The sequence below is a fragment of the Mannheimia cairinae genome (assembly GCF_028649535.1).
Lineage (GTDB): Bacteria > Pseudomonadota > Gammaproteobacteria > Enterobacterales > Pasteurellaceae > Mannheimia > Mannheimia cairinae.
In genome coordinates, this window is the sequence record NZ_JAQSJE010000004.1 from 99,836 (window position 1) to 117,915 (window position 18,080).

16 protein-coding genes, 8 tRNA genes and 1 other RNA gene are annotated in these 18,080 nt (G+C 36.7%); 13 read left to right on the forward strand and 12 right to left on the reverse strand.

Annotation, left to right across the window (positions count from 1 at the left end; translation table 11 throughout):
- The 3 genes from ftsZ to recN all read left to right on the forward strand — a co-directional run bounded on the left by ftsZ (position 1) and on the right by recN (position 4,013).
- Positions 1-1,245, forward strand: a complete 1,245-nt coding sequence (ftsZ, locus tag PTQ27_RS05105; RefSeq protein ID WP_273747714.1) for a cell division protein FtsZ — start codon at positions 1-3, stop codon at positions 1,243-1,245.
- Positions 1,246-1,278: 33 nt separating this feature from the next.
- Entirely contained in the window at positions 1,279-2,199 is a 921-nt protein-coding gene (gene lpxC / locus PTQ27_RS05110) for a UDP-3-O-acyl-N-acetylglucosamine deacetylase (protein ID WP_273747715.1), read from the forward strand.
- A gap of 125 nt (positions 2,200-2,324) precedes the next feature.
- Positions 2,325-4,013, forward strand: a complete 1,689-nt coding sequence (recN, locus tag PTQ27_RS05115; RefSeq protein ID WP_273747716.1) for a DNA repair protein RecN — start codon at positions 2,325-2,327, stop codon at positions 4,011-4,013.
- A gap of 39 nt (positions 4,014-4,052) precedes the next feature.
- Here the strand turns inward: recN and PTQ27_RS05120 are convergent.
- Positions 4,053-4,128: transfer RNA gene (locus PTQ27_RS05120), tRNA-Ala, on the reverse strand.
- Between the two features lie 71 nt (positions 4,129-4,199).
- Positions 4,200-5,639, reverse strand: a complete 1,440-nt coding sequence (gene gltX, locus PTQ27_RS05125; protein ID WP_273747717.1) for a glutamate--tRNA ligase — start codon at positions 5,637-5,639, stop codon at positions 4,200-4,202.
- A gap of 171 nt (positions 5,640-5,810) precedes the next feature.
- On the opposite strand from gltX, the gene PTQ27_RS05130 reads away from it, so the two are divergent.
- The 4 genes from PTQ27_RS05130 to PTQ27_RS05145 all read left to right on the forward strand — a co-directional run bounded on the left by PTQ27_RS05130 (position 5,811) and on the right by PTQ27_RS05145 (position 6,260).
- A tRNA-Val gene (locus PTQ27_RS05130) sits at positions 5,811-5,886 on the forward strand.
- A 44-nt stretch (positions 5,887-5,930) separates the two neighbouring features.
- Positions 5,931-6,006 (forward strand) — tRNA-Val (locus PTQ27_RS05135).
- Between the two features lie 51 nt (positions 6,007-6,057).
- Positions 6,058-6,133: transfer RNA gene (locus PTQ27_RS05140), tRNA-Val, on the forward strand.
- 51 nt (positions 6,134-6,184) lie between these two features.
- Positions 6,185-6,260, forward strand: a tRNA-Val gene (locus PTQ27_RS05145).
- A 143-nt stretch (positions 6,261-6,403) separates the two neighbouring features.
- On the opposite strand, the gene mltF is transcribed toward PTQ27_RS05145, so the two are convergent.
- The 5 genes from mltF to PTQ27_RS05170 form a co-directional block, all read right to left on the reverse strand.
- Positions 6,404-7,885, reverse strand: a complete 1,482-nt coding sequence (mltF, locus tag PTQ27_RS05150) for a membrane-bound lytic murein transglycosylase MltF (protein ID WP_273747718.1) — start codon at positions 7,883-7,885, stop codon at positions 6,404-6,406.
- A 112-nt stretch (positions 7,886-7,997) separates the two neighbouring features.
- Positions 7,998-8,074, reverse strand: a tRNA-Arg gene (locus tag PTQ27_RS05155).
- A 65-nt stretch (positions 8,075-8,139) separates the two neighbouring features.
- A tRNA-Arg gene (locus tag PTQ27_RS05160) sits at positions 8,140-8,216 on the reverse strand.
- A 13-nt stretch (positions 8,217-8,229) separates the two neighbouring features.
- Positions 8,230-8,323 (reverse strand) — tRNA-Ser (locus PTQ27_RS05165).
- 294 nt (positions 8,324-8,617) lie between these two features.
- Positions 8,618-9,148, reverse strand: coding sequence for a hypothetical protein (locus PTQ27_RS05170; protein WP_273747719.1), 531 nt, complete (start codon positions 9,146-9,148; stop codon positions 8,618-8,620).
- 89 nt (positions 9,149-9,237) lie between these two features.
- Here PTQ27_RS05170 and PTQ27_RS05175 point away from each other — a divergent pair, with 89 nt between their 5' ends.
- The gene (locus PTQ27_RS05175) at positions 9,238-10,089 is read left to right on the forward strand and encodes a thymidylate synthase (protein WP_273747720.1); all 852 of its coding nucleotides are present in this window, start codon (positions 9,238-9,240) and stop codon (positions 10,087-10,089) included.
- A 68-nt stretch (positions 10,090-10,157) separates the two neighbouring features.
- Here PTQ27_RS05175 and PTQ27_RS05180 read toward each other — a convergent pair whose 3' ends face one another.
- The 4 genes from PTQ27_RS05180 to PTQ27_RS05195 form a co-directional block, all read right to left on the reverse strand.
- Positions 10,158-10,448 carry an HU family DNA-binding protein gene (locus PTQ27_RS05180; protein ID WP_273747849.1) on the reverse strand — a complete coding sequence of 97 codons (291 nt, stop codon included), beginning with the start codon at positions 10,446-10,448 and terminating at the stop codon, positions 10,158-10,160.
- Positions 10,449-10,565: 117 nt separating this feature from the next.
- Complete coding sequence (locus PTQ27_RS05185; protein WP_273747721.1) at positions 10,566-11,156, reverse strand: YjaG family protein; 591 nt, start codon at positions 11,154-11,156, stop codon at positions 10,566-10,568.
- Between the two features lie 79 nt (positions 11,157-11,235).
- Positions 11,236-12,300: a uroporphyrinogen decarboxylase gene (gene hemE, locus PTQ27_RS05190; protein ID WP_273747722.1), complete on the reverse strand. Its 1,065-nt coding sequence runs from the start codon at positions 12,298-12,300 to the stop codon at positions 11,236-11,238.
- A gap of 88 nt (positions 12,301-12,388) precedes the next feature.
- Positions 12,389-12,943 carry a UPF0149 family protein gene (locus tag PTQ27_RS05195; protein WP_273747723.1) on the reverse strand — a complete coding sequence of 185 codons (555 nt, stop codon included), beginning with the start codon at positions 12,941-12,943 and terminating at the stop codon, positions 12,389-12,391.
- 79 nt (positions 12,944-13,022) lie between these two features.
- Here PTQ27_RS05195 and PTQ27_RS05200 point away from each other — a divergent pair, with 79 nt between their 5' ends.
- The 5 genes from PTQ27_RS05200 to putP all read left to right on the forward strand — a co-directional run bounded on the left by PTQ27_RS05200 (position 13,023) and on the right by putP (position 16,621).
- The gene (locus PTQ27_RS05200) at positions 13,023-13,313 is read left to right on the forward strand and encodes a cell division protein ZapA (protein ID WP_273747724.1); all 291 of its coding nucleotides are present in this window, start codon (positions 13,023-13,025) and stop codon (positions 13,311-13,313) included.
- A 104-nt stretch (positions 13,314-13,417) separates the two neighbouring features.
- Positions 13,418-13,598, forward strand: a non-coding RNA gene (ssrS, locus tag PTQ27_RS05205) — 6S RNA.
- Positions 13,599-13,600: 2 nt separating this feature from the next.
- Positions 13,601-14,179 (forward strand): 5-formyltetrahydrofolate cyclo-ligase, encoded by a 579-nt coding sequence (locus tag PTQ27_RS05210; protein WP_273747725.1) that lies wholly within the window; start codon positions 13,601-13,603, stop codon positions 14,177-14,179.
- The gene (locus tag PTQ27_RS05215) at positions 14,176-14,964 is read left to right on the forward strand and encodes an IclR family transcriptional regulator (protein ID WP_273747726.1); all 789 of its coding nucleotides are present in this window, start codon (positions 14,176-14,178) and stop codon (positions 14,962-14,964) included. Before PTQ27_RS05210 ends, PTQ27_RS05215 begins: the two co-directional genes overlap by 4 nt.
- A 139-nt stretch (positions 14,965-15,103) precedes the next feature.
- A complete protein-coding gene (gene putP, locus PTQ27_RS05220) occupies positions 15,104-16,621 on the forward strand; it encodes a sodium/proline symporter PutP (protein WP_273747727.1) in 1,518 nt (505 codons plus the stop codon).
- Between the two features lie 43 nt (positions 16,622-16,664).
- Here putP and PTQ27_RS05225 read toward each other — a convergent pair whose 3' ends face one another.
- Entirely contained in the window at positions 16,665-17,933 is a 1,269-nt protein-coding gene (locus PTQ27_RS05225) for an NRAMP family divalent metal transporter (protein WP_273747728.1), read from the reverse strand.
- Positions 17,934-18,080 lie beyond the last annotated feature (147 nt).

An 18,080-nucleotide genomic window follows, 5' to 3' on the forward strand; every position in this document is an offset into this window, starting at 1 on the left:
ATGTTTGAACCTATCTATGAGCAACTACAACAAGTTGTAAATATTAAAGTTGTGGGTGTTGGCGGCGGCGGCGGAAATGCTGTTGATAGTATGTGCCGTTCTTCTGATGGAATTAACGGTGTAGAGTTTTATGATGTAAATACAGATGCACAAGTCTTAAGAAAAAGATCAACAAGCCAAACCATTCAAATTGGTGGCGATTTAACGGGGGGGCGAGGTGCTGGTGGTAAGCCTGAGGTAGGACAACAATCAGCATTAGAAGATAAAGACGCTATCGCCAATGCACTAAATGGTGCTCATATGGTATTTATTGCTGTTGGTATGGGGGGCGGTACAGGTACTGGTGCGGGCCCTGTTGTTGCCAGAATCGCAAAAGAACAAGGTGCATTAACAGTTGGAGTGGTAACAAAACCATTTAAATTTGAAGGCCGAGTAAGAATGCGTAATGCAGAGCAAGGTATTCAAGAGTTATCTCAATATGTTGATTCATTAATTGTTATTCCAAATGATAAACTACGTGGTCTTGGTAAAGGGATTTCGGTTGTTGATGCATTTGCTGCTGCAAACGATGTTTTAAGTAATTGTGTATTAGGTATTACTAATATGATTACGAGTGCTGGTGGTTCTACAGGTGCAGATATTAATGTGGACTTTGCGGACGTACAAAATGTAATGTCAGATAAAGGTGTAGCAATGATTGGTACTGGTTTTGCAGAAGGAGCAGCTGGCGAAGGCCGTGCAGAAACTGCAATGGAAGCTGCTATTTCTAGCCCATTACTTGAAAATGTTGATATTACAGGTGCAACCGGTATGCTTATTAATATTAGTGCGGGTACTGATTTCTCATTAGATGAAGTTTATGCTATGATGGATCTTATTGAAGGAAGAGCTTCGGAAGATGCAGAAACTATTTTTGGTTGTAACTATTATCCAGAGATGGATGGCAAAGTAAGTGTAACTCTTGTTGCAACAGGTATTGGGCAACCAGAAGAAACATTACATATGCCTAAAGTTCCTTATCAACAGATGCAAGGACACCCTAATACACAAGGTCAGCAGAATCAAGGTGTGGCACAACAACCAATGACGCAAACTCAACGACCTTCAGGTTATATGTCATCACATCCATTTGCTAATCAAGGGCAACCGGTACAGAAACCTGAAAATGTAGTAAAACCACAATCTGTAGATACAACGCAGATTTTTAATCCGAATTCTATTCCAGATTTTATGAGAAAAGGATAATTATTTCCAAAATTTGGAAAGTAAGGGAAAGTTATGATTAAACAAAGAACATTAAAACAAGCAGCAAAAGTAACAGGTATTGGTTTGCATAGTGGCAAAAAAGTTACATTAACTTTACGCCCTGCACCAGCTAATACAGGTGTTATTTATGCTCGTACCGATTTAGAGCCTGCAGTTTATTTCCCTGCAAGTGCAGACTCTATTCGTGATACGCAGTTATGCACTTGTATGGTAAATGATGATGGCGTTCGTATTTCAACAGTAGAACACTTAAATGCAGCGATGTCAGCATTAGGCTTAGATAATGTTATTGTTGAAGTTGATGCACCTGAAATCCCAATTATGGATGGTAGTTCTAGTCCATTTATCTATTTATTATTAGATGCAGGTATTGAAGAACAAGATGCACCTAAAAAATTCATTCGTATCAAAGAAACAGTACGAGTTGAAGAAGGAGATAAATGGGCTGAATTAAAACCATATAATAATGGCTTTAAACTTAATTTTACTATTGATTTTGAACACCCTCTCATTCCTAAAAATGTAGGAAGCTATTCATTAGATTTCTCTGCTGAGAGTTTTATTCATCAATTAAGTCGAGCAAGAACATTTACTTTTATGAAAGATGTCGAGTATCTTCAATCTATTGGCTTAGCATTAGGTGGTAGCTTAGATAATGCTATTGTGTTAGATGAGTATCGAATCTTAAATGAAGATGGTTTACGCTTTAAAGATGAGCTAGTACGCCACAAAATGCTAGATTCAATCGGTGATCTATATATGTGTGGCTATAATATTCTTGGTGAATTTAGTGCATATAAATCAGGGCACGGTGTAAATAATAAATTATTGCGTGCAGTGCTTGCCAATCAAAACGCTTGGGAATTTGTTACCTTTGAAGATAAAGCTCAAGCTCCTAAAGGTTATCAAGCTCAGCAAGAAGTATTTATTTAATTACAAGATTAGAGCTAAAGGATGGTTGTTTACCATCCTTTTTTATTTAAAGCATAAAATTTCTCTTTACTGTTTAAAATATCAGTATATACTATATTTATATACAGCTTTGTTGAGGGATTTATATGCTAACCCACCTTTCTATTAATAACTTTGCAATTGTTCGCCATTTAGACTTAGAGCTAAATGAAGGAATGTCTGTCATTACTGGAGAAACTGGTGCAGGTAAATCTATTGCTATTGATGCTTTAGGATTATGCCTTGGCTATCGTTCAGAAAGTGGAATGATTCGTAATGGTGCTGATAAAGCTGATATTACAGCTAGTTTCATAATGCAGAAAAATAGTCCCGCTTACTTATGGTTACAAGAGCAAGAACTACTTGAAGAAGATAATCCTCAAGAATGTATTTTACGTCGTGTAATTAATATAGATGGACGTTCAAAAGCTTTTGTAAATAATAGGCCTTTACCTATTTCTCAATTAAGAGAGCTAGGGCAGTATCTTATCCATTTAAATGGACAGCACGCACCTCAGTTACTTCTAAAAAGTGAATATCAGCTTGAGATTGTAGATAATTATGCTTGTTTACAGTCATTACAGCAGAAAATGGCAGAGCAATATCATAAGTGGCAAAAGCTGAATAAACAAGTTCGTAATTTTCAGCAACAATGTCAAGAGAATGAAGCTCGTAAGCAACTACTGCAATATCAAGTCGAAGAACTAGATGAATTTGCTATTAAAGAAGGTGAATTTGAAGAAATGGAGGAGAAACACAGTATTCTATCTTCTTCAGAAGAACTAACAGAATTTTCCCAAGCAACTTTAAATTTACTGAGCGAAGATGAAATTAATGCAAATGATCTTATTTATAAGGCAATTCGTAATGTTGAAAGCTTAGTAGAAGTTGATAGCCATTATGAAGGAGTGCTTGATATGCTAAATGAAGCATTAATTCAAGTACAAGAGGCAAGTTCGGAGGTAAGCCAACTAGCAAACAAAATCGAGCAAGATCCATTATTATTAAGTGAATTAGATAATCGAATTTCTCATACAATATCCCTTGCTCGTAAACACTATGTTCAGCCTTCAGAATTGTGGCAACATTATGCTAAGTTAAAAATTGAGTTACAACAACTAGTTGATTTTGAAGATAATGAAGAGCAATTAATAGCTGATGAAAAACAAGCTTATCAAGAGTGTTTAGCTACTGCTGAGAAGATTTATCTTAAGCGTGTTGATGCTGGACGTAAATTGTCAGAGCAAGTTACAAAGCAAATAAAGCACTTAGCAATGGAAAATGGGGAGTTTTTTATTGATGTGCAGCATAACCCTAAGAAATTAACAGCAAATGGTGCTGATTTTGTTGAATTTAATTTACGCAGTAATTTAGGGCAACAAGCTCAACCTCTTGCTAAAATTGCGTCAGGTGGAGAACTTTCTCGTATTTCTTTAGCCGTTCAAGTTCTAACGGCCAATAAGCTTTCAACACCGACGATTATTTTTGATGAGGTCGATGTTGGGATTAGTGGTGCAGCTGCCGCAACAGTAGGTAAATTATTAAGAAAATTAGGCAAAAAATGCCAAGTGCTTTGTGTAACTCACTTACCTCAGGTAGCCAGTTATGGAAACCAGCATTTCAATGTACAGAAATATGTTGAAAATAACCAAACAGAAACAAATATGACGTTGTTATCTACGCAAGAACGAGTGAAAGCATTAGCTCGTTTATTAGCTGGTAGTAATATTACAGAAACAGTATTAGCAAATGCACAGGAAATGTTAAACTTAGTTGAGAATGCTGATGTTAGATAAAAAATAGCACTATATGGAACTATAGTGCGATGAGTAATTTGGTGGAGGTAAACGGGATCGAACCGATGACCTCTTGCATGCCATGCAAGCGCTCTCCCAACTGAGCTATACCCCCAAAACATAGGCGGAATGATATGCTTTCCGCCTTAATATGTCAATTCTTTTAGCGTGTTGATTGCTTAAAAACTAACTGTTTGCATTAATAAAGTCTATTGCTTTTTGTAAACGAGTTAAGGTTCTTTCTTTACCCACAAGTTTTGCCGTAATATCCATTGATGGTGACTGACCAGAGCCAGTTACAGCTAAACGGAATGGCATACCCACTTTACCCATACCGATTTCAAGCTCTGCAGCTGTCTGATTCATAGCTTCGTGAATATTTTCTACCGACCACTCATTACAAGCGGTTAGTTTTTCCAATAATTTTGCAAGTGGAGGAATTGCCTCTGGTTTAAAATTCTTAGTAGCCGCTTTTTCATCGTAAGTTTCAAACTCTTGATAGAAATAGGTACTTGCTGAAGCTAATTCTTTTAATGTTTTACTACGTTCACCTAATACAGGAATAATTTCGCTAAGTGCTGGGCCATTAGAGAAATCAATGCCTTGATTATTCATATGCCATTCTAAATGTTTCGCTACATAGTTTGGAGCTAATGAGCGAATATAATGGTGGTTAAGCCATTGTAACTTCTCAGTATTGAAAGCACTTGCAGATTTGCTTACTGAATGAATATCGAATAGCTCAATCATTTCTTCACGAGAGAAGATTTCTTGGTCACCGTGTCCCCAACCTAAACGAACTAAATAATTCACTAATGCTTCGGGTAGATAACCGTCATCACGATATTGCATTACACTTACTGCACCGTGACGTTTTGATAATTTCTGACCATCGTCGCCGTTAATCATTGAAACGTGAGCATAGGTTGGTACCGGAGCACCTAATGCTTTTAAAATATTGATTTGACGAGGTGTATTATTAATATGATCTTCTCCACGCACAACGTGGGTTATTCCCATATCCCAATCATCTACTACTACACAGAAGTTGTAAGTTGGAGAACCATCGGTACGACGAATAATTAAATCATCTAATTCACTATTACTGATTTCAATACGACCACGTACCGCATCATCAAATATCACTGAGCCGTCTTTTGGATTTTTAAAACGTACAACGTGAGGTTCATCAATAGAATGTGAATGATCATTTAAACAATGTTGGTCATAACGAGGTTTTTCTTTATTTGCTTCTTGTGTATTACGCAATTCATCTAAGCGTTCTTTTGAGCAGTAGCAACGATATGCCGTGCCAGCCTCAAGCATTTGATCGATTACTTGGTTATAACGGTCAAAACGTTTTGTTTGGAAATACGGACCGTGTTCCCAGGCTAAGTCTAGCCACTCCATTCCTTCTAAAATAGCCGCTGTTGCTTCTGGTGTTGAGCGTTCTAAATCAGTATCTTCAATTCGTAATACAAATTCTCCGTCATTATGCTTTGCATAAAGCCAAGAATAAAGAGCTGTGCGAGCTCCGCCCACGTGTAAATAGCCAGTTGGGCTTGGGGCAAAGCGAGTACGTACTTTTACATTAGGATCTAAAGGGAAAAGGGTTTCAATGTTCATTTATTTTGCCTGATTCATTATTTTAAAAAAACTTGTCTATTTTACTATTCTTGAGAGCGAATAATAGCAAAAAATTGATTTTCTGGGGTAAAAAATCATCAAACGAGGTGAAAAGCGTAAAAAGCGTTTGACGAAAGAGCAAAAATCTCTATAATTCACATCCACAACGACGGGCGATTAGCTCAGTTGGGAGAGCACCTCCCTTACAAGGAGGGGGTCACTGGTTCGAGACCGGTATCGCCCACCACTTTTCAATAAGTGTCCTTCGTTGTAACAATCTATTTTGAAAACGGGCGATTAGCTCAGTTGGGAGAGCACCTCCCTTACAAGGAGGGGGTCACTGGTTCGAGACCGGTATCGCCCACCACTTCAACTTCAAGTGTTTCGTTTTCAAATCCCTTTGATTTAAGTCTCAAGTGGGCGATTAGCTCAGTTGGGAGAGCACCTCCCTTACAAGGAGGGGGTCACTGGTTCGAGACCGGTATCGCCCACCACTTAAGACTAAAATCATAAACTTCATTTTATTGCTATTGCAATATCAAGAAGGGCGATTAGCTCAGTTGGGAGAGCACCTCCCTTACAAGGAGGGGGTCACTGGTTCGAGACCGGTATCGCCCACCACTATTTCCTATTAAGCATCTAAATAAAAAACCCTTTCAAGCAATATTTCTCAAAAGGGTATAATTAGTTAGTATAACGTTTGCTGAATTTGCATAAATGCTTTTTTACGTGAAGAAATCAGCCTTTTTCTATTTCTAATCTGATTAATTCGTCGTAATTTCCTTGTCGGAAGAGATTTCTTTTTCTTCAGTTTTCTCATTAGACGCACCCTCCTGCTTCATTTTTTCATTTAAACTATTTTCTAGTGTTTTTTGTTCTTCAACTCGTTGATAGTTAATAATACTATTGTAATAGCGTCTGATATTTTCGACATATTGTAGAGCTTCATATCCACGAGCATAACCATATTTTAGATTAGTATAATAACGTTTTTCGGCAAGTAATGGGAGATTCTTTTTCACATCTAGCCAATTATCAGGATCGCCACCAAGCTGTCTTGTTAAACGACGTAAATCAAGTAAATGACCTAATCCCATATTATAGGCTGCCAGGCTATACCAAATTTTATCTGCTTGAGGGATAGTTTCCGGCATTTGTCTCATTAACATATGCAGATATTCTGATCCAGCCTTTATACTTTGTGCCGGATTAGTTCTATCGGTTATCTTCATTCTAGCTGCGGTATCTTTTGTGAGCATCATCATTCCTCTAACACCGGTAGGGGAAGTTGCATTAGGATCCCAATGAGATTCTTGATAAGCAATAGCAGCCAGCATTTGCCAGTCTAAATCTCCTTTATGTGCTTGAAATAGAGGAGCATATTTGGGCAATGTTGTTTTAATTGCTTTTAGATAGCTTTGAATATCAACATAGTCAAATTTAGCTAAATGATTAAAATATTTTTCTTCAATCCGTGAAATTAAGCCATTTTCAACAGAATAGGACATAAAGTCTAATAATGATGATTGTAGCTCGCTATATGAACTATTTGCTAGATACCATAATACTGGGCTTTCATCGGTTAAATCAAACCCAACCGCAAGGTTAGGGCTAATATGTTGGGCTGATGAAATATCAACAGACATTGCGATAGTGTGTGGAATTTCGCCTTGTGCAACTTTTAATAATAGCTCTTCCTGCGTATGTTTATCTGAAATTTGCCAGTTTAAATCAGGATTTTCTTGCTTTAATTGATTTAAGATAGGAATAACAGCAGAGCCTGCTGGAATAATAATATCTTTTTGTAAGTCAGATAAACGGTAAGGTCTAGCCGTTCCTTTTTTATAAGCTACCTGCCAAGAAGCAGAGTAATAAGAAGGGCCAAGTTGGAATTTTTCGTGTAGTTCTGGGTGATATAATAATCCTGCTGCAGCAATATCAATATCATTATTTTTTAATGCATCAAATAATTGCTCACTGCTTTCATAGGGCTTTATCTCTAGATGAACGCCTAAATATTGTGCGAAAGCGTTTGCTAGATCATACTCAATACCATTCGCTCCTTCATTGCCAATAAAATAAGAAAGAGGGTGGTTGATCATTCCAACTTTTAGCATTTTATTTTGTTGAATTTGAATATAGTGATTGGCTTCTGAATGGACAATTTTTTGCCAAGGAAAAATCATATCCCAAGCCCAGAGTAGCAGTGCGATGGCGATAAAAAGGCGAGTAATTAATCCTTTCAATTTAAAATCCTCATTATTTTTATTAAGTACTAAGTTTAACTGAAATTATGTATTAAAAAAATAATACATTTAAGAAATGTTGGTAATAAAAATAGAAGAAAATAATAAGAAATGGCGCACCCGAGAGGATTCGAACCTCTGACCGCTCGGTTCGTAGCCGAGTACTCTATCCAGCTGAGCTACGGGTGCGTATTTGAAATTGTGAGATGATTTAATTTATCCGCAACCATTTTATTTTAGAGTAGTCAATAAAATGGCGCACCCGAGAGGATTCGAACCTCTGACCGCTCGGTTCGTAGCCGAGTACTCTATCCAGCTGAGCTACGGGTGCGTGATAAAGTAAATGGCGGTGAGAGAGGGATTCGAACCCTCGATAGAGCTTTTAACCCTATACTCCCTTAGCAGGGGAGCGCCTTCAGCCTGCTCGGCCATCTCACCACTCACTGTGTCTGTGGGCGACATATTACTAGAATTTAAAAAGATGTCAAATTCTTTTTCCGCAAAATTTAAAAATGTAGATTGTTTGCCTATGGAATAAGCAAAACGATGTTTTTTTAAGATTTCGATGAATAAATATCAGACATTTCATAAGGTTAGGATAATATGATTTTTTTAAGCTTAATTCTTCAGGACATTTCTTATTTGAGAAAAAATCAATACGCTCTATAAAAAAAGCGGTAAAATTGTATAAAAATTTTACCGCTAGTAGTAAATAGGAGAAATTAAATTGCGTTAATTTCTTTTTGCTTTACTTTCATCTTCTGCAATAGTTTTTACACAAAGGTGTAAAATTTGCTCTACACCATTTTGAATGTATTCATCATCACGGACTTTATTTTTTTGTAAGTCTAACATCGCATCGTGAATGCCTTGAGTCATACTTGTTGGTTGCACTAAATTCCAGCAATTAGGGTCTAAATGATTAAATTTGCTTTGTAAATCTGCGGCATAAAGCACACCACTATAATAAGCATAAATATTATGATCTAGCATTCGGTTCATTGTCATTGCACGGATTTGTTCAACCGGTAAGGCAACAGTTTTAATATACCAATCATTAACTCCATTTATAAATGAACTAATATCGTAGCTTTCATTTACTCTATCAGCGTAAGTTTGAGCCGTTGCTCCATAGGCAATAGCGTAGGATTTCTGGTCTATTTCGCCATCATTTAAACGAGTCCAACTGTTTTTATTTGATGAACAAGCAACTAATACAGATAAGGTTGCAAAAACTAAAATGGATTTAATTACATTTTTCATATCCATAACTCCTTCTTGGTTGTGTCATAAAGTTTTAGCTATTTTACCGAATAAATGGCAAAATTACTTAAATTTTTTATGAGGTAACTATGAAACAGTATTTAGATTTGTGCAATCGTATTGTAAATCAAGGGAAATGGGTAGCAAATGAACGAACTGGTAAGCGTTGTTTAACAGTCATTAATGCTGATCTGACCTATGATGTTGAAAATGGCGAGTTTCCACTTGTCACTACACGCCGTAGCTTTTGGAAAGCGGCTATTGCAGAGTTACTTGGCTATATTCGTGGTTATGATAATGCAGCCGATTTTCGTCAACTAGGTACTAAATCTTGGGATGCTAATGCCAATGATAATGCCGCTTGGCTAGCTAACCCTTATCGTAAAGGCGAAGATGATATGGGGTTGGTTTATGGTGCAGTTGGGCGTAACTTCCCTAAACCTGATGGCGGAACAGTCGATTTATTGCGTCAAATTGTTGATGATTTGAAAAAAGGAGTTGATAACAGAGGAGAAATTTATACTTTTTATCATCCAGGTGCTTTCCATATGGGGTGCTTACGACCTTGTTTGCATAGTCACCATTTTTCACTTTTAGAGGATACTTTGTATCTCAATAGTACGCAACGTTCGGCAGATGTACCACTTGGCTTAAATTGGAATATGATTCAATGCTATACTTTTTTAGCATTAATGGCTCAAATTACAGGGCATAAAGCAGGGCAGGCCTACCATAAAATTGTTAATGCACATATTTATGAAGATCAACTTGAACTGATGCGTGATGTACAATTAAAACGAGAACCACTAGGTGCACCAAAATTAATCATCAATCCAGATATTAAATCATTAGAAGATTTAGAAACTTGGGTAACACTCGATGACTTTAAAGTAGAAGGTTACGAATATCATCCATCAATTCAATATCCATTCTCTGTTTAGAGAATAAAATAAAAAACCTAGATGGAATACAATCTAGGTTTTTTTACTTCGTATTTTTCTAAAAAGAATTATTTTACTAAATCTTTTAGTGCTTTACCTGAAACAAACGCAGGTACTTTAGCCGCTGCGATTTTGATTTCTTCACCAGTTTTTGGATTACGACCTGTACGTGCTTTACGCTCATTTACTTTAAAAGTACCGAAGCCGATTAATTGAACAGCATTACCTTCTTTTAAGCTTGCAGAAATTGCGTTAATAGTTGCTTCTAATGCAGCTTTAGCATCTTTCTTAGTTAAGTTCGCACCTTCTGCGATTGCATCGATTAACTCAGTTTTGTTCATAGTTTTATCCTCTAAGATATGTGTTTTTAATAAATGACGTAAAACGTCTGAAAACTTGTTTAAAGCTTGCGATAGCTTAATTCAAAGTTTAGATTTCTCAAAGTATTATTAAGCAAGATTTTGCAAATATCAATGCTATTGGTTAATATTTAAACCGATGTTGCTGATTCCGCTCCCCCTAATTTCATTTTTAAGTTCAAAAATGAGATCGAGATCACGTTTTTCACACTCGTTTAGCAAGCGATATATCTGCCATTGAACATCTAATTCATCTTGAATTTCATCACTATTTTTGAGTTCTTGCTCATTAAGTTCTTTGTCTTGTTGCATTTCAAGATAGCTTGCAACAGTTCCAAGAGAAATTTGGCTGATACGAATAGCCTGTTCTAATGTTGAACCAGCAATAATGCTATGAAGTAATTCTGAAAGTGCTTCACAAGCCTCTTGTGCAGGTAAGACACCAAAGAAGTCATAATCGTTCACATCTGGAATAATTTCTTCTAATTTTTCCAGTTGGTTATCAAAATTAATTTTGGCACCTTTCACCGTTAAATATTCCCAAACCAGATTAAGAATATTTTGGAAAACTTTGGCTTTTTCAGGCTGTTCGGTAACATCACAGAATAACTGATAATTAGGATACATTCTTTCACACAAACACGCCATAAAGGTTAGGTGTTGCCAAGGTTCAAAGCGTTCCATTCGTTTATGAATTGGGTTTCGCATAGTTTTTCCTCATATTACAAGCGGTCGTTTTTTAGTAATATTTTGCAAAAATAATACATTTTTTGACCGCTTGTGTGATTTATTTATGGTATGGTTTTGAAAAATTATGGATAGCATCCACAAAGACTTTCGGGCTTTCCACCGGCACATCTAGATGAATACCGTGCCCTAAGTTAAAGACGTGTCCGCTACCGTTGCCGAAGCCTGCAAGAATATTTTTTACTTCTTGCTCAATACGTTCAGGAGAGGCATAAAGCACACTCGGATCCATATTACCTTGTAGTGCCACTTTATGTCCGACACGTTCACGGGCATTTGCAATATCAACCGTCCAATCTAAGCCAATCGCATCACAGCCAGTGTCTGCAATGGCTTCTAACCATAAACCGCCACCTTTGGTAAATAAGGTTACAGGCACTTTACGATTTTCATTTTCACGGATTAAACCATCAACAATTTTGTGCATATAGCGTAGCGAGAACGCTTTATACTCATTATGTGCTAAAACACCGCCCCAAGTATCAAATACCATTACAGATTGTGCACCAGCTTTGATTTGAGCATTTAGATATAAAATTACGCTATCTGCCAATTTATCTAATAATTTATGTAAGGTTTGTGGCTCGGCATACATCATTTTTTTTATTTTAGTGAATGCTTTGCTTGAACCGCCTTCCACCATATAGGTTGCGAGGGTCCAAGGGCTACCTGAAAAGCCGATAAGAGGTACTTCACCTTTTAATTCACGGCGAATAGTGCGTACTGCGTTCATCACATATTGTAATTCGCCTTCAGGATCAGGAATAGGGAGATTATTCACATCGGCTAAACTTGTAACAGGGCGAGCAAATTTCGGGCCTTCGCCTGCACCAAAGGTTAAACCTAACCCCATAGCATCTGGAATGGTTAAAATATCAGAGAATAAAATTGCCGCATCTAAATCATAACGACGTAAAGGCTGAAGGGTTACTTCGCAAGCCAATTCAGCATTGCGGCATAACGACATAAAATCGCCTGCAACTGCACGGGTAGCTTTGTATTCTGGTAAGTAACGACCGGCTTGACGCATCATCCAAACAGGCGTCATATCAACAGGTTCACGTAATAATGCTTTTAAATAGCGATCATTTTTTAATTCAGACATTGTTTTTCCTTTATTTTTGTTATGCAAGCGGTTGTTTTTGCAAAACTTTTTGCAAGTTTTCTAAAAAATTTAACCCCTTGCTGTGGTATTAGTGTAGTTGAGGCTTATCATTTGAAGTTACGCCTAATGCAAAATGGCTATGTAAGAATAATGCAATAACTCTTAGGTATTCTACCACTTCTTCGCCTGCTTCAAGTAGTTCCTCATTACTGTCTTCGTCATTGTAACCTAATTTTGCAATTTCATCTAAATCATCAATAGCTTCGCCTACTTCGTCAGTTTCTTGTTGTAATTGGGGTTGAGATAATCCTAGCCCTAATAGGAAGCTGTTCGTCCACTCTGCAATTCCATCAGCCAATGCAAAACCATCTTCTTCATTTTCAGGTAACCAAAGAGTGAAAAGGGTATTGGCTTCACTAAAACTTTCTGAGAGTTGTTGATAAAATTCACTTAAGCTTTGTAGTGGTGCGACTGAGAATGCGTGTCCGTCATTAGTAAATTGGTAGGTAAGCGTTTTCCAAGACTCATCTTGAATTCCGCCAGCAATTAAGCCAGATAGAAAACCGTGAAATTCTGCTACTGTTTCATTAATTTGTAATTGCGAAATGAGTTGTTTAAATTCGTTTGAGTTTGTAATAGCCATAATTGTGTTATTTGTGATTTTGATAAAGAATGGCATAATATAACAAAATTTTAGAGATTTAAGTGAGGATTTCGCATTTATGTCGTCCAATAATATTGAATTACAGATTTTTGGGCAGGTATTACGTTTACAATGTCCTGTAGAACAACAAGAAAATTTACTGGCCTCAGCCCAACGTTTAGAGGAGCGGGTTGCGGTATTAAAAGAGCAATCAGGTATTATTCAACTTGAGAAAGTATTGGCTATTGTTGCTCTGAATTTAAATTATGAATTAGAGTTAGCTCAGCGACAAAATGCAGAAAATAAGAATGTTTTAGTTTCTTGTATTGAGCAGTTAGATAATTCTCTTGGTAAATTTCAATCAAATTAGCGAATTTCTCATCTAGCTGATTAGGAATGAAGCGAGCGGTTTAAGAATTTACAATTTTATTGTATTAAACACTAGGAAAAATCATTAAATTCCGTTACTATAAATGTTGCCTGGGGTGTGCGTTACGAGTTACGTCCCTGAGCCGATAATTTAAAACTTTGAGTTAGACATCTAATGCTGGTGAGCAAGCTTACCTTGAGTAAGAAGCCTAAAAGTAATTAAGTTTGACTCCCTTGAACCTTCTGGTTCAAGGACCATTACTGGTAGCGGCATCTCGGGTCTTTTATATGAGCTTTTCATCTACTACTGATCTTCGTAGTCAATTACGCCAATCTATGAAAGTTAAGCGGCAAAGCTTAACTGATGTACAACAAGCTAAAGCTGCACAATCTATTATTCCTGAGGCTATTTCATTAATTCAATCTTATAATGCTTCAAATATTGCTTTTTATTTACCATTTAAAGGGGAGATTTCGCCTAAACCTTTAATGGATATACTTCTTACTCAACACAAAAATCTCTACCTTCCCCTTCTTCATCCTTTTACAAGCGGTCAATTATTGTTTATAAATTACAATTCTAAAACAGAATTTAAGTTGAACCGTTTTGGCATTCAAGAACCTGTATTAGATGTGAGAAATATTATTCCTCTTTGCCAATTAGAGATGATTTTTACTCCCTTGGTTGCCTGTGATAAAAAAGGTAATAGATTGGGTATGGGAGGTGGATTTTATGATAGAACCTTTGCTCAAGCACCGAATATTATTCGAGTAGGGCTTGCTCATCAATGTCAGCAAATTGAAATTTTGCCCACGGAGAGTTGGGATATGCCACTAGATCATATTATTTTAGGAACGATAAAATGAAGGAAAAAAAAGAAAAGGAATCAGCAGGAAATCAGAGTTTAATTCGAGGCTTAACCTTATTAGAGCTTTTAGCTCAGTTCCCAAACGGCTGCCCCTTAGCTCATTTAGCAGAGCTTTCAGGGCTAAATAAAAGTACAGTGCACCGTTTACTACAAGGATTACAACAAGAGGGGTATGTTCGACCAGCACCTACCGCTGGAAGTTATCGGCTTACTACAAAATGTTTAGCTCTTGGCCAAAGAGCATTGAGCTCAATTAATATTTTACATATTGCGGCACCTCATTTAGAAGCACTTAACTTAAAGTTAGGTGAAACAGTCAATTTTGCAATGCGTGAGAAAGGGCACGCAATCTTAATTAACAAGTTGGAAGCAACAACAGGATTAATGAGAACACGAGCATATATTGGGCAACCACTTCAATTATACTGTTCAGGTATGGGAAAATTATTTTTAGCCTATGGTTCGCAAGAGTATATTCCACAATACTGGCAAGAAAAATCATCGATTATCCAAAAATTGACTGTAAATACCATTACCACGATTGAAGGAATGCGAAATGAGTTAAAAACCATTCGAGAAAGAGGGTTTGCAATGGATGCTGAAGAGAATGAATTGGGGGTTTCCTGTATTGCTTGCCCGATCTTTGATCATCAACAAAAAGTGAATTATGCGGTTTCCGTATCACTTTCTACCGCTCGCCTTAATCAATTAGGACAAGAGAATTTACTGCCAGCTATTCAAGAAGCGGCTGCTAAAATTTCAGCAGAATTAGGTGGTTGTTAAGGTAAAAGGTATTTTCCTTAAATCACTCCTATTTCACTAGGAAGCAATTTTTATCGGTTGCCATTTTGATTATTTCAGGTAATCTTTCACACTTTGTAAAATTTAATTATAAAATTTGGGAAATCTTGAGGATTTATTAATGTTTGGTTTTGATCCAACAACAGTAATGTTTGTTGTTTATATAGTAGGGATGATCGCTATTGGTTTCATTGCGTATCGTGTAACCAATAATTTGGCGGATTATATTTTAGGTGGTCGTCGTTTAGGTAGCTTTGTAACCGCATTATCAGCAGGAGCTTCAGATATGTCTGGCTGGTTATTAATGGGTTTACCAGGTGCAATTTATGCCGGAGGTTTAATTGAAGGCTGGATTGCGGTTGGCTTGACGATAGGGGCTTATTTAAACTGGAAGCTAGTGGCAGGTCGCTTACGTTCACATACTGAACATAGTGGGGATGCTTTAACATTACCAGAATATTTTCATAATCGTTTTGGCGATAAAACACGTTTAATTAAAATTTTATCAGCGGTCATTTTTCTACTCTTTTTTGCAATTTATTGTGCATCAGGTGTTGTTGCCGGTGCTCGAGTATTTGAAAATCTCTTTGGTATAGCTTACCACCAAGCAATTTGGTATGGTGCTATTGCGACTATTCTTTACACCTTTATAGGTGGTTTTTTAGCGGTAAGTTGGACGGATACTATCCAAGCTTCATTAATGGTATTTGCCTTAATTTTAACACCGATGTTTGTAATGTTTAATCTAGGTGGCTTTGATGAGATGCAGACTTTAATCAATAAAGCAGGCGAAATGGCACAAAAAGATTATAACGATATTTTCACTGGTACAACGGTTTTAGGTGTTATTAGCTTAATGGCTTGGGGATTAGGCTATTTTGGGCAACCTCATATTGTTGTTCGCTTTATGGCGGCAGAAAGTGTTAAATCATTAGAAAAAGCTCGCCGTATTAGTATGACGTGGATGATCATCTGCTTAATTGGTGCTATTGGCATAGGTTATTTTGGAATGGCATATTTCTTTGGTTATCCAGAAAAAGCAGGAGCGGTTAGTCAAAACCCAGAACAGATTTTTATTGAACTATCTAAACTTTTGTTTAACCCTTGGGTTGCAGGTGTATTACTATCTGCTATTTTAGCTGCTGTAATGAGTACACTTTCGGCACAATTATTAATTTGCTCAAGTGCTATTACTGAAGATTTATATAAAGGCATTTTACGCCCAAAAGCTTCGGATAGAGAGCTTGTCTGGCTAAGTCGTTTAATGGTTCTTGCTGTGGCAGCTTTAGCGATTTATATTGCACAAGATCCGAATAGTAAAGTATTTGGTTTAGTGCGTAATGCGTGGGCAGGATTTGGTTCTGCTTTTGGCCCGGTTGTTTTACTTTCTTTATTTTGGAAACGTATGAATGGCTTTGGGGCTATTGCAGGAATGCTGACAGGGGCATTAATAGTACACTTCTGGGAAAATATTACTCTAGCACTTAGTTTGCCAGAGATGTATTCTATGATTCCAGGCTTTATCAGTGCGACTATAATGATTGTTGTTGTATCACTTATAACACCTATGCCAAGTCAAACAGTAAGAGACACATTTGAACGGGCAAATAAAGCTTATTTAGCTGAGATAAAACAATAAGATAAGTAGAAAGCGAGCAAATTATATGCTCGCTTTTTTCATATTAGCCAATAATACCGAATTGTTGTGCTAAGAATAGTAATGTGAAGCTTGTTAGGTAAATCAAGCCAAAAATTGCTAACCAAAATAATCCACCAGTTGCACGATGTTCACCTTTCAACACTAAAGAGAAGTTTAACCAAGCAAATACAGGGGTTGATACAAATGAACAGATCATTGCGAAGTTCAGCATTTTAGCAACATCGCTCATAAAGGCGGTAATAATTAAAATACCAATTAGGGCTGTTGCGGTAATCCAAATGCTTAATTCTGTTTGTGAATTTTGTTTACGTCCAAGTAATAATCTCAGTGCTTCTGCATTTGCTCGAGAATAACCATCAACAACAGTAATTGTTGTGCCAAACATACACATAAATGCAATGAATGCGATAAGTAGCTGAGACCAATCGCCAATGGCAAAAGCATACATTTTAATAAGTTGAGCAATATATTTTACACCAGCTTGTTCTACTTGCTCACCAGAACCATATTGCACTAATGCCCCAAGAGATAGGAAAACCAGTGCAAGCATTGCAGTACCAATAAAGCCAACATTAAAGTCAAAAATACCATCTTTATAGCTAACTTTATTTAAGCGTTTTTTCGCAATAACCCACATTGAGTTAATTGCTGAAATTTCGATAGGTGCAGGCATCCATCCCATTAATGCTACAATAAAGCCTAAGGCTGCTAAATTCCAAGGGGAAGGTTCTACGAAATCTGGTGCAATTTCAACCCCGCCTTTTAATGCAGCGATCACTACGGCAGTAACGGTTGAAACAGTTAATGCAATCATAATCCATTTCGAGAGTTTATCGAGAAAGCGATATTGTCCTAATAGTAAGATTCCCCAAGTGAGTGTAATAATAATTGTACTTGCAACAGGAATGCTAACATCAAATTGGATACCAATCGCAGAACAGATAAATTTTAGAATTGCAGCACAAACAATACCAACAGCCGCAGTGTTGATCATACCTGCAAATACATTGAGTAAGAAGAATATGAAAAGATAAATCCCACCTTTTTCTTTATATCCTTCTAATAACGTTTTACCCGTTGATAATGTATATTGCACACCAAAACGGAAAAAAGGATATTTGAAGATATTCGCTAAGATGATAATAATTGCAAGTTGCCAACCATAGATAGCTCCTGCTTGGGTAGATGCAACAATATGCGAACCACCAACAGCTGCTGATGCCATTAAAATACCAGGCCCCATAGCAGCAAATTTACTGTGCCAAGTAGAACGTTCAATTTGTTGTGTCATATTATGTTCCTTTCAATTAGGTAAGATGTAAAAAGGATTTCATTCTACTAAGAAAATAAATATAAAAACAGTATGTTATTTTTTTGTTACAAAACGCACTAGTGTTTAATTATTTTATTTTTTGTTTTTTTCTTATTTTGTAAGATT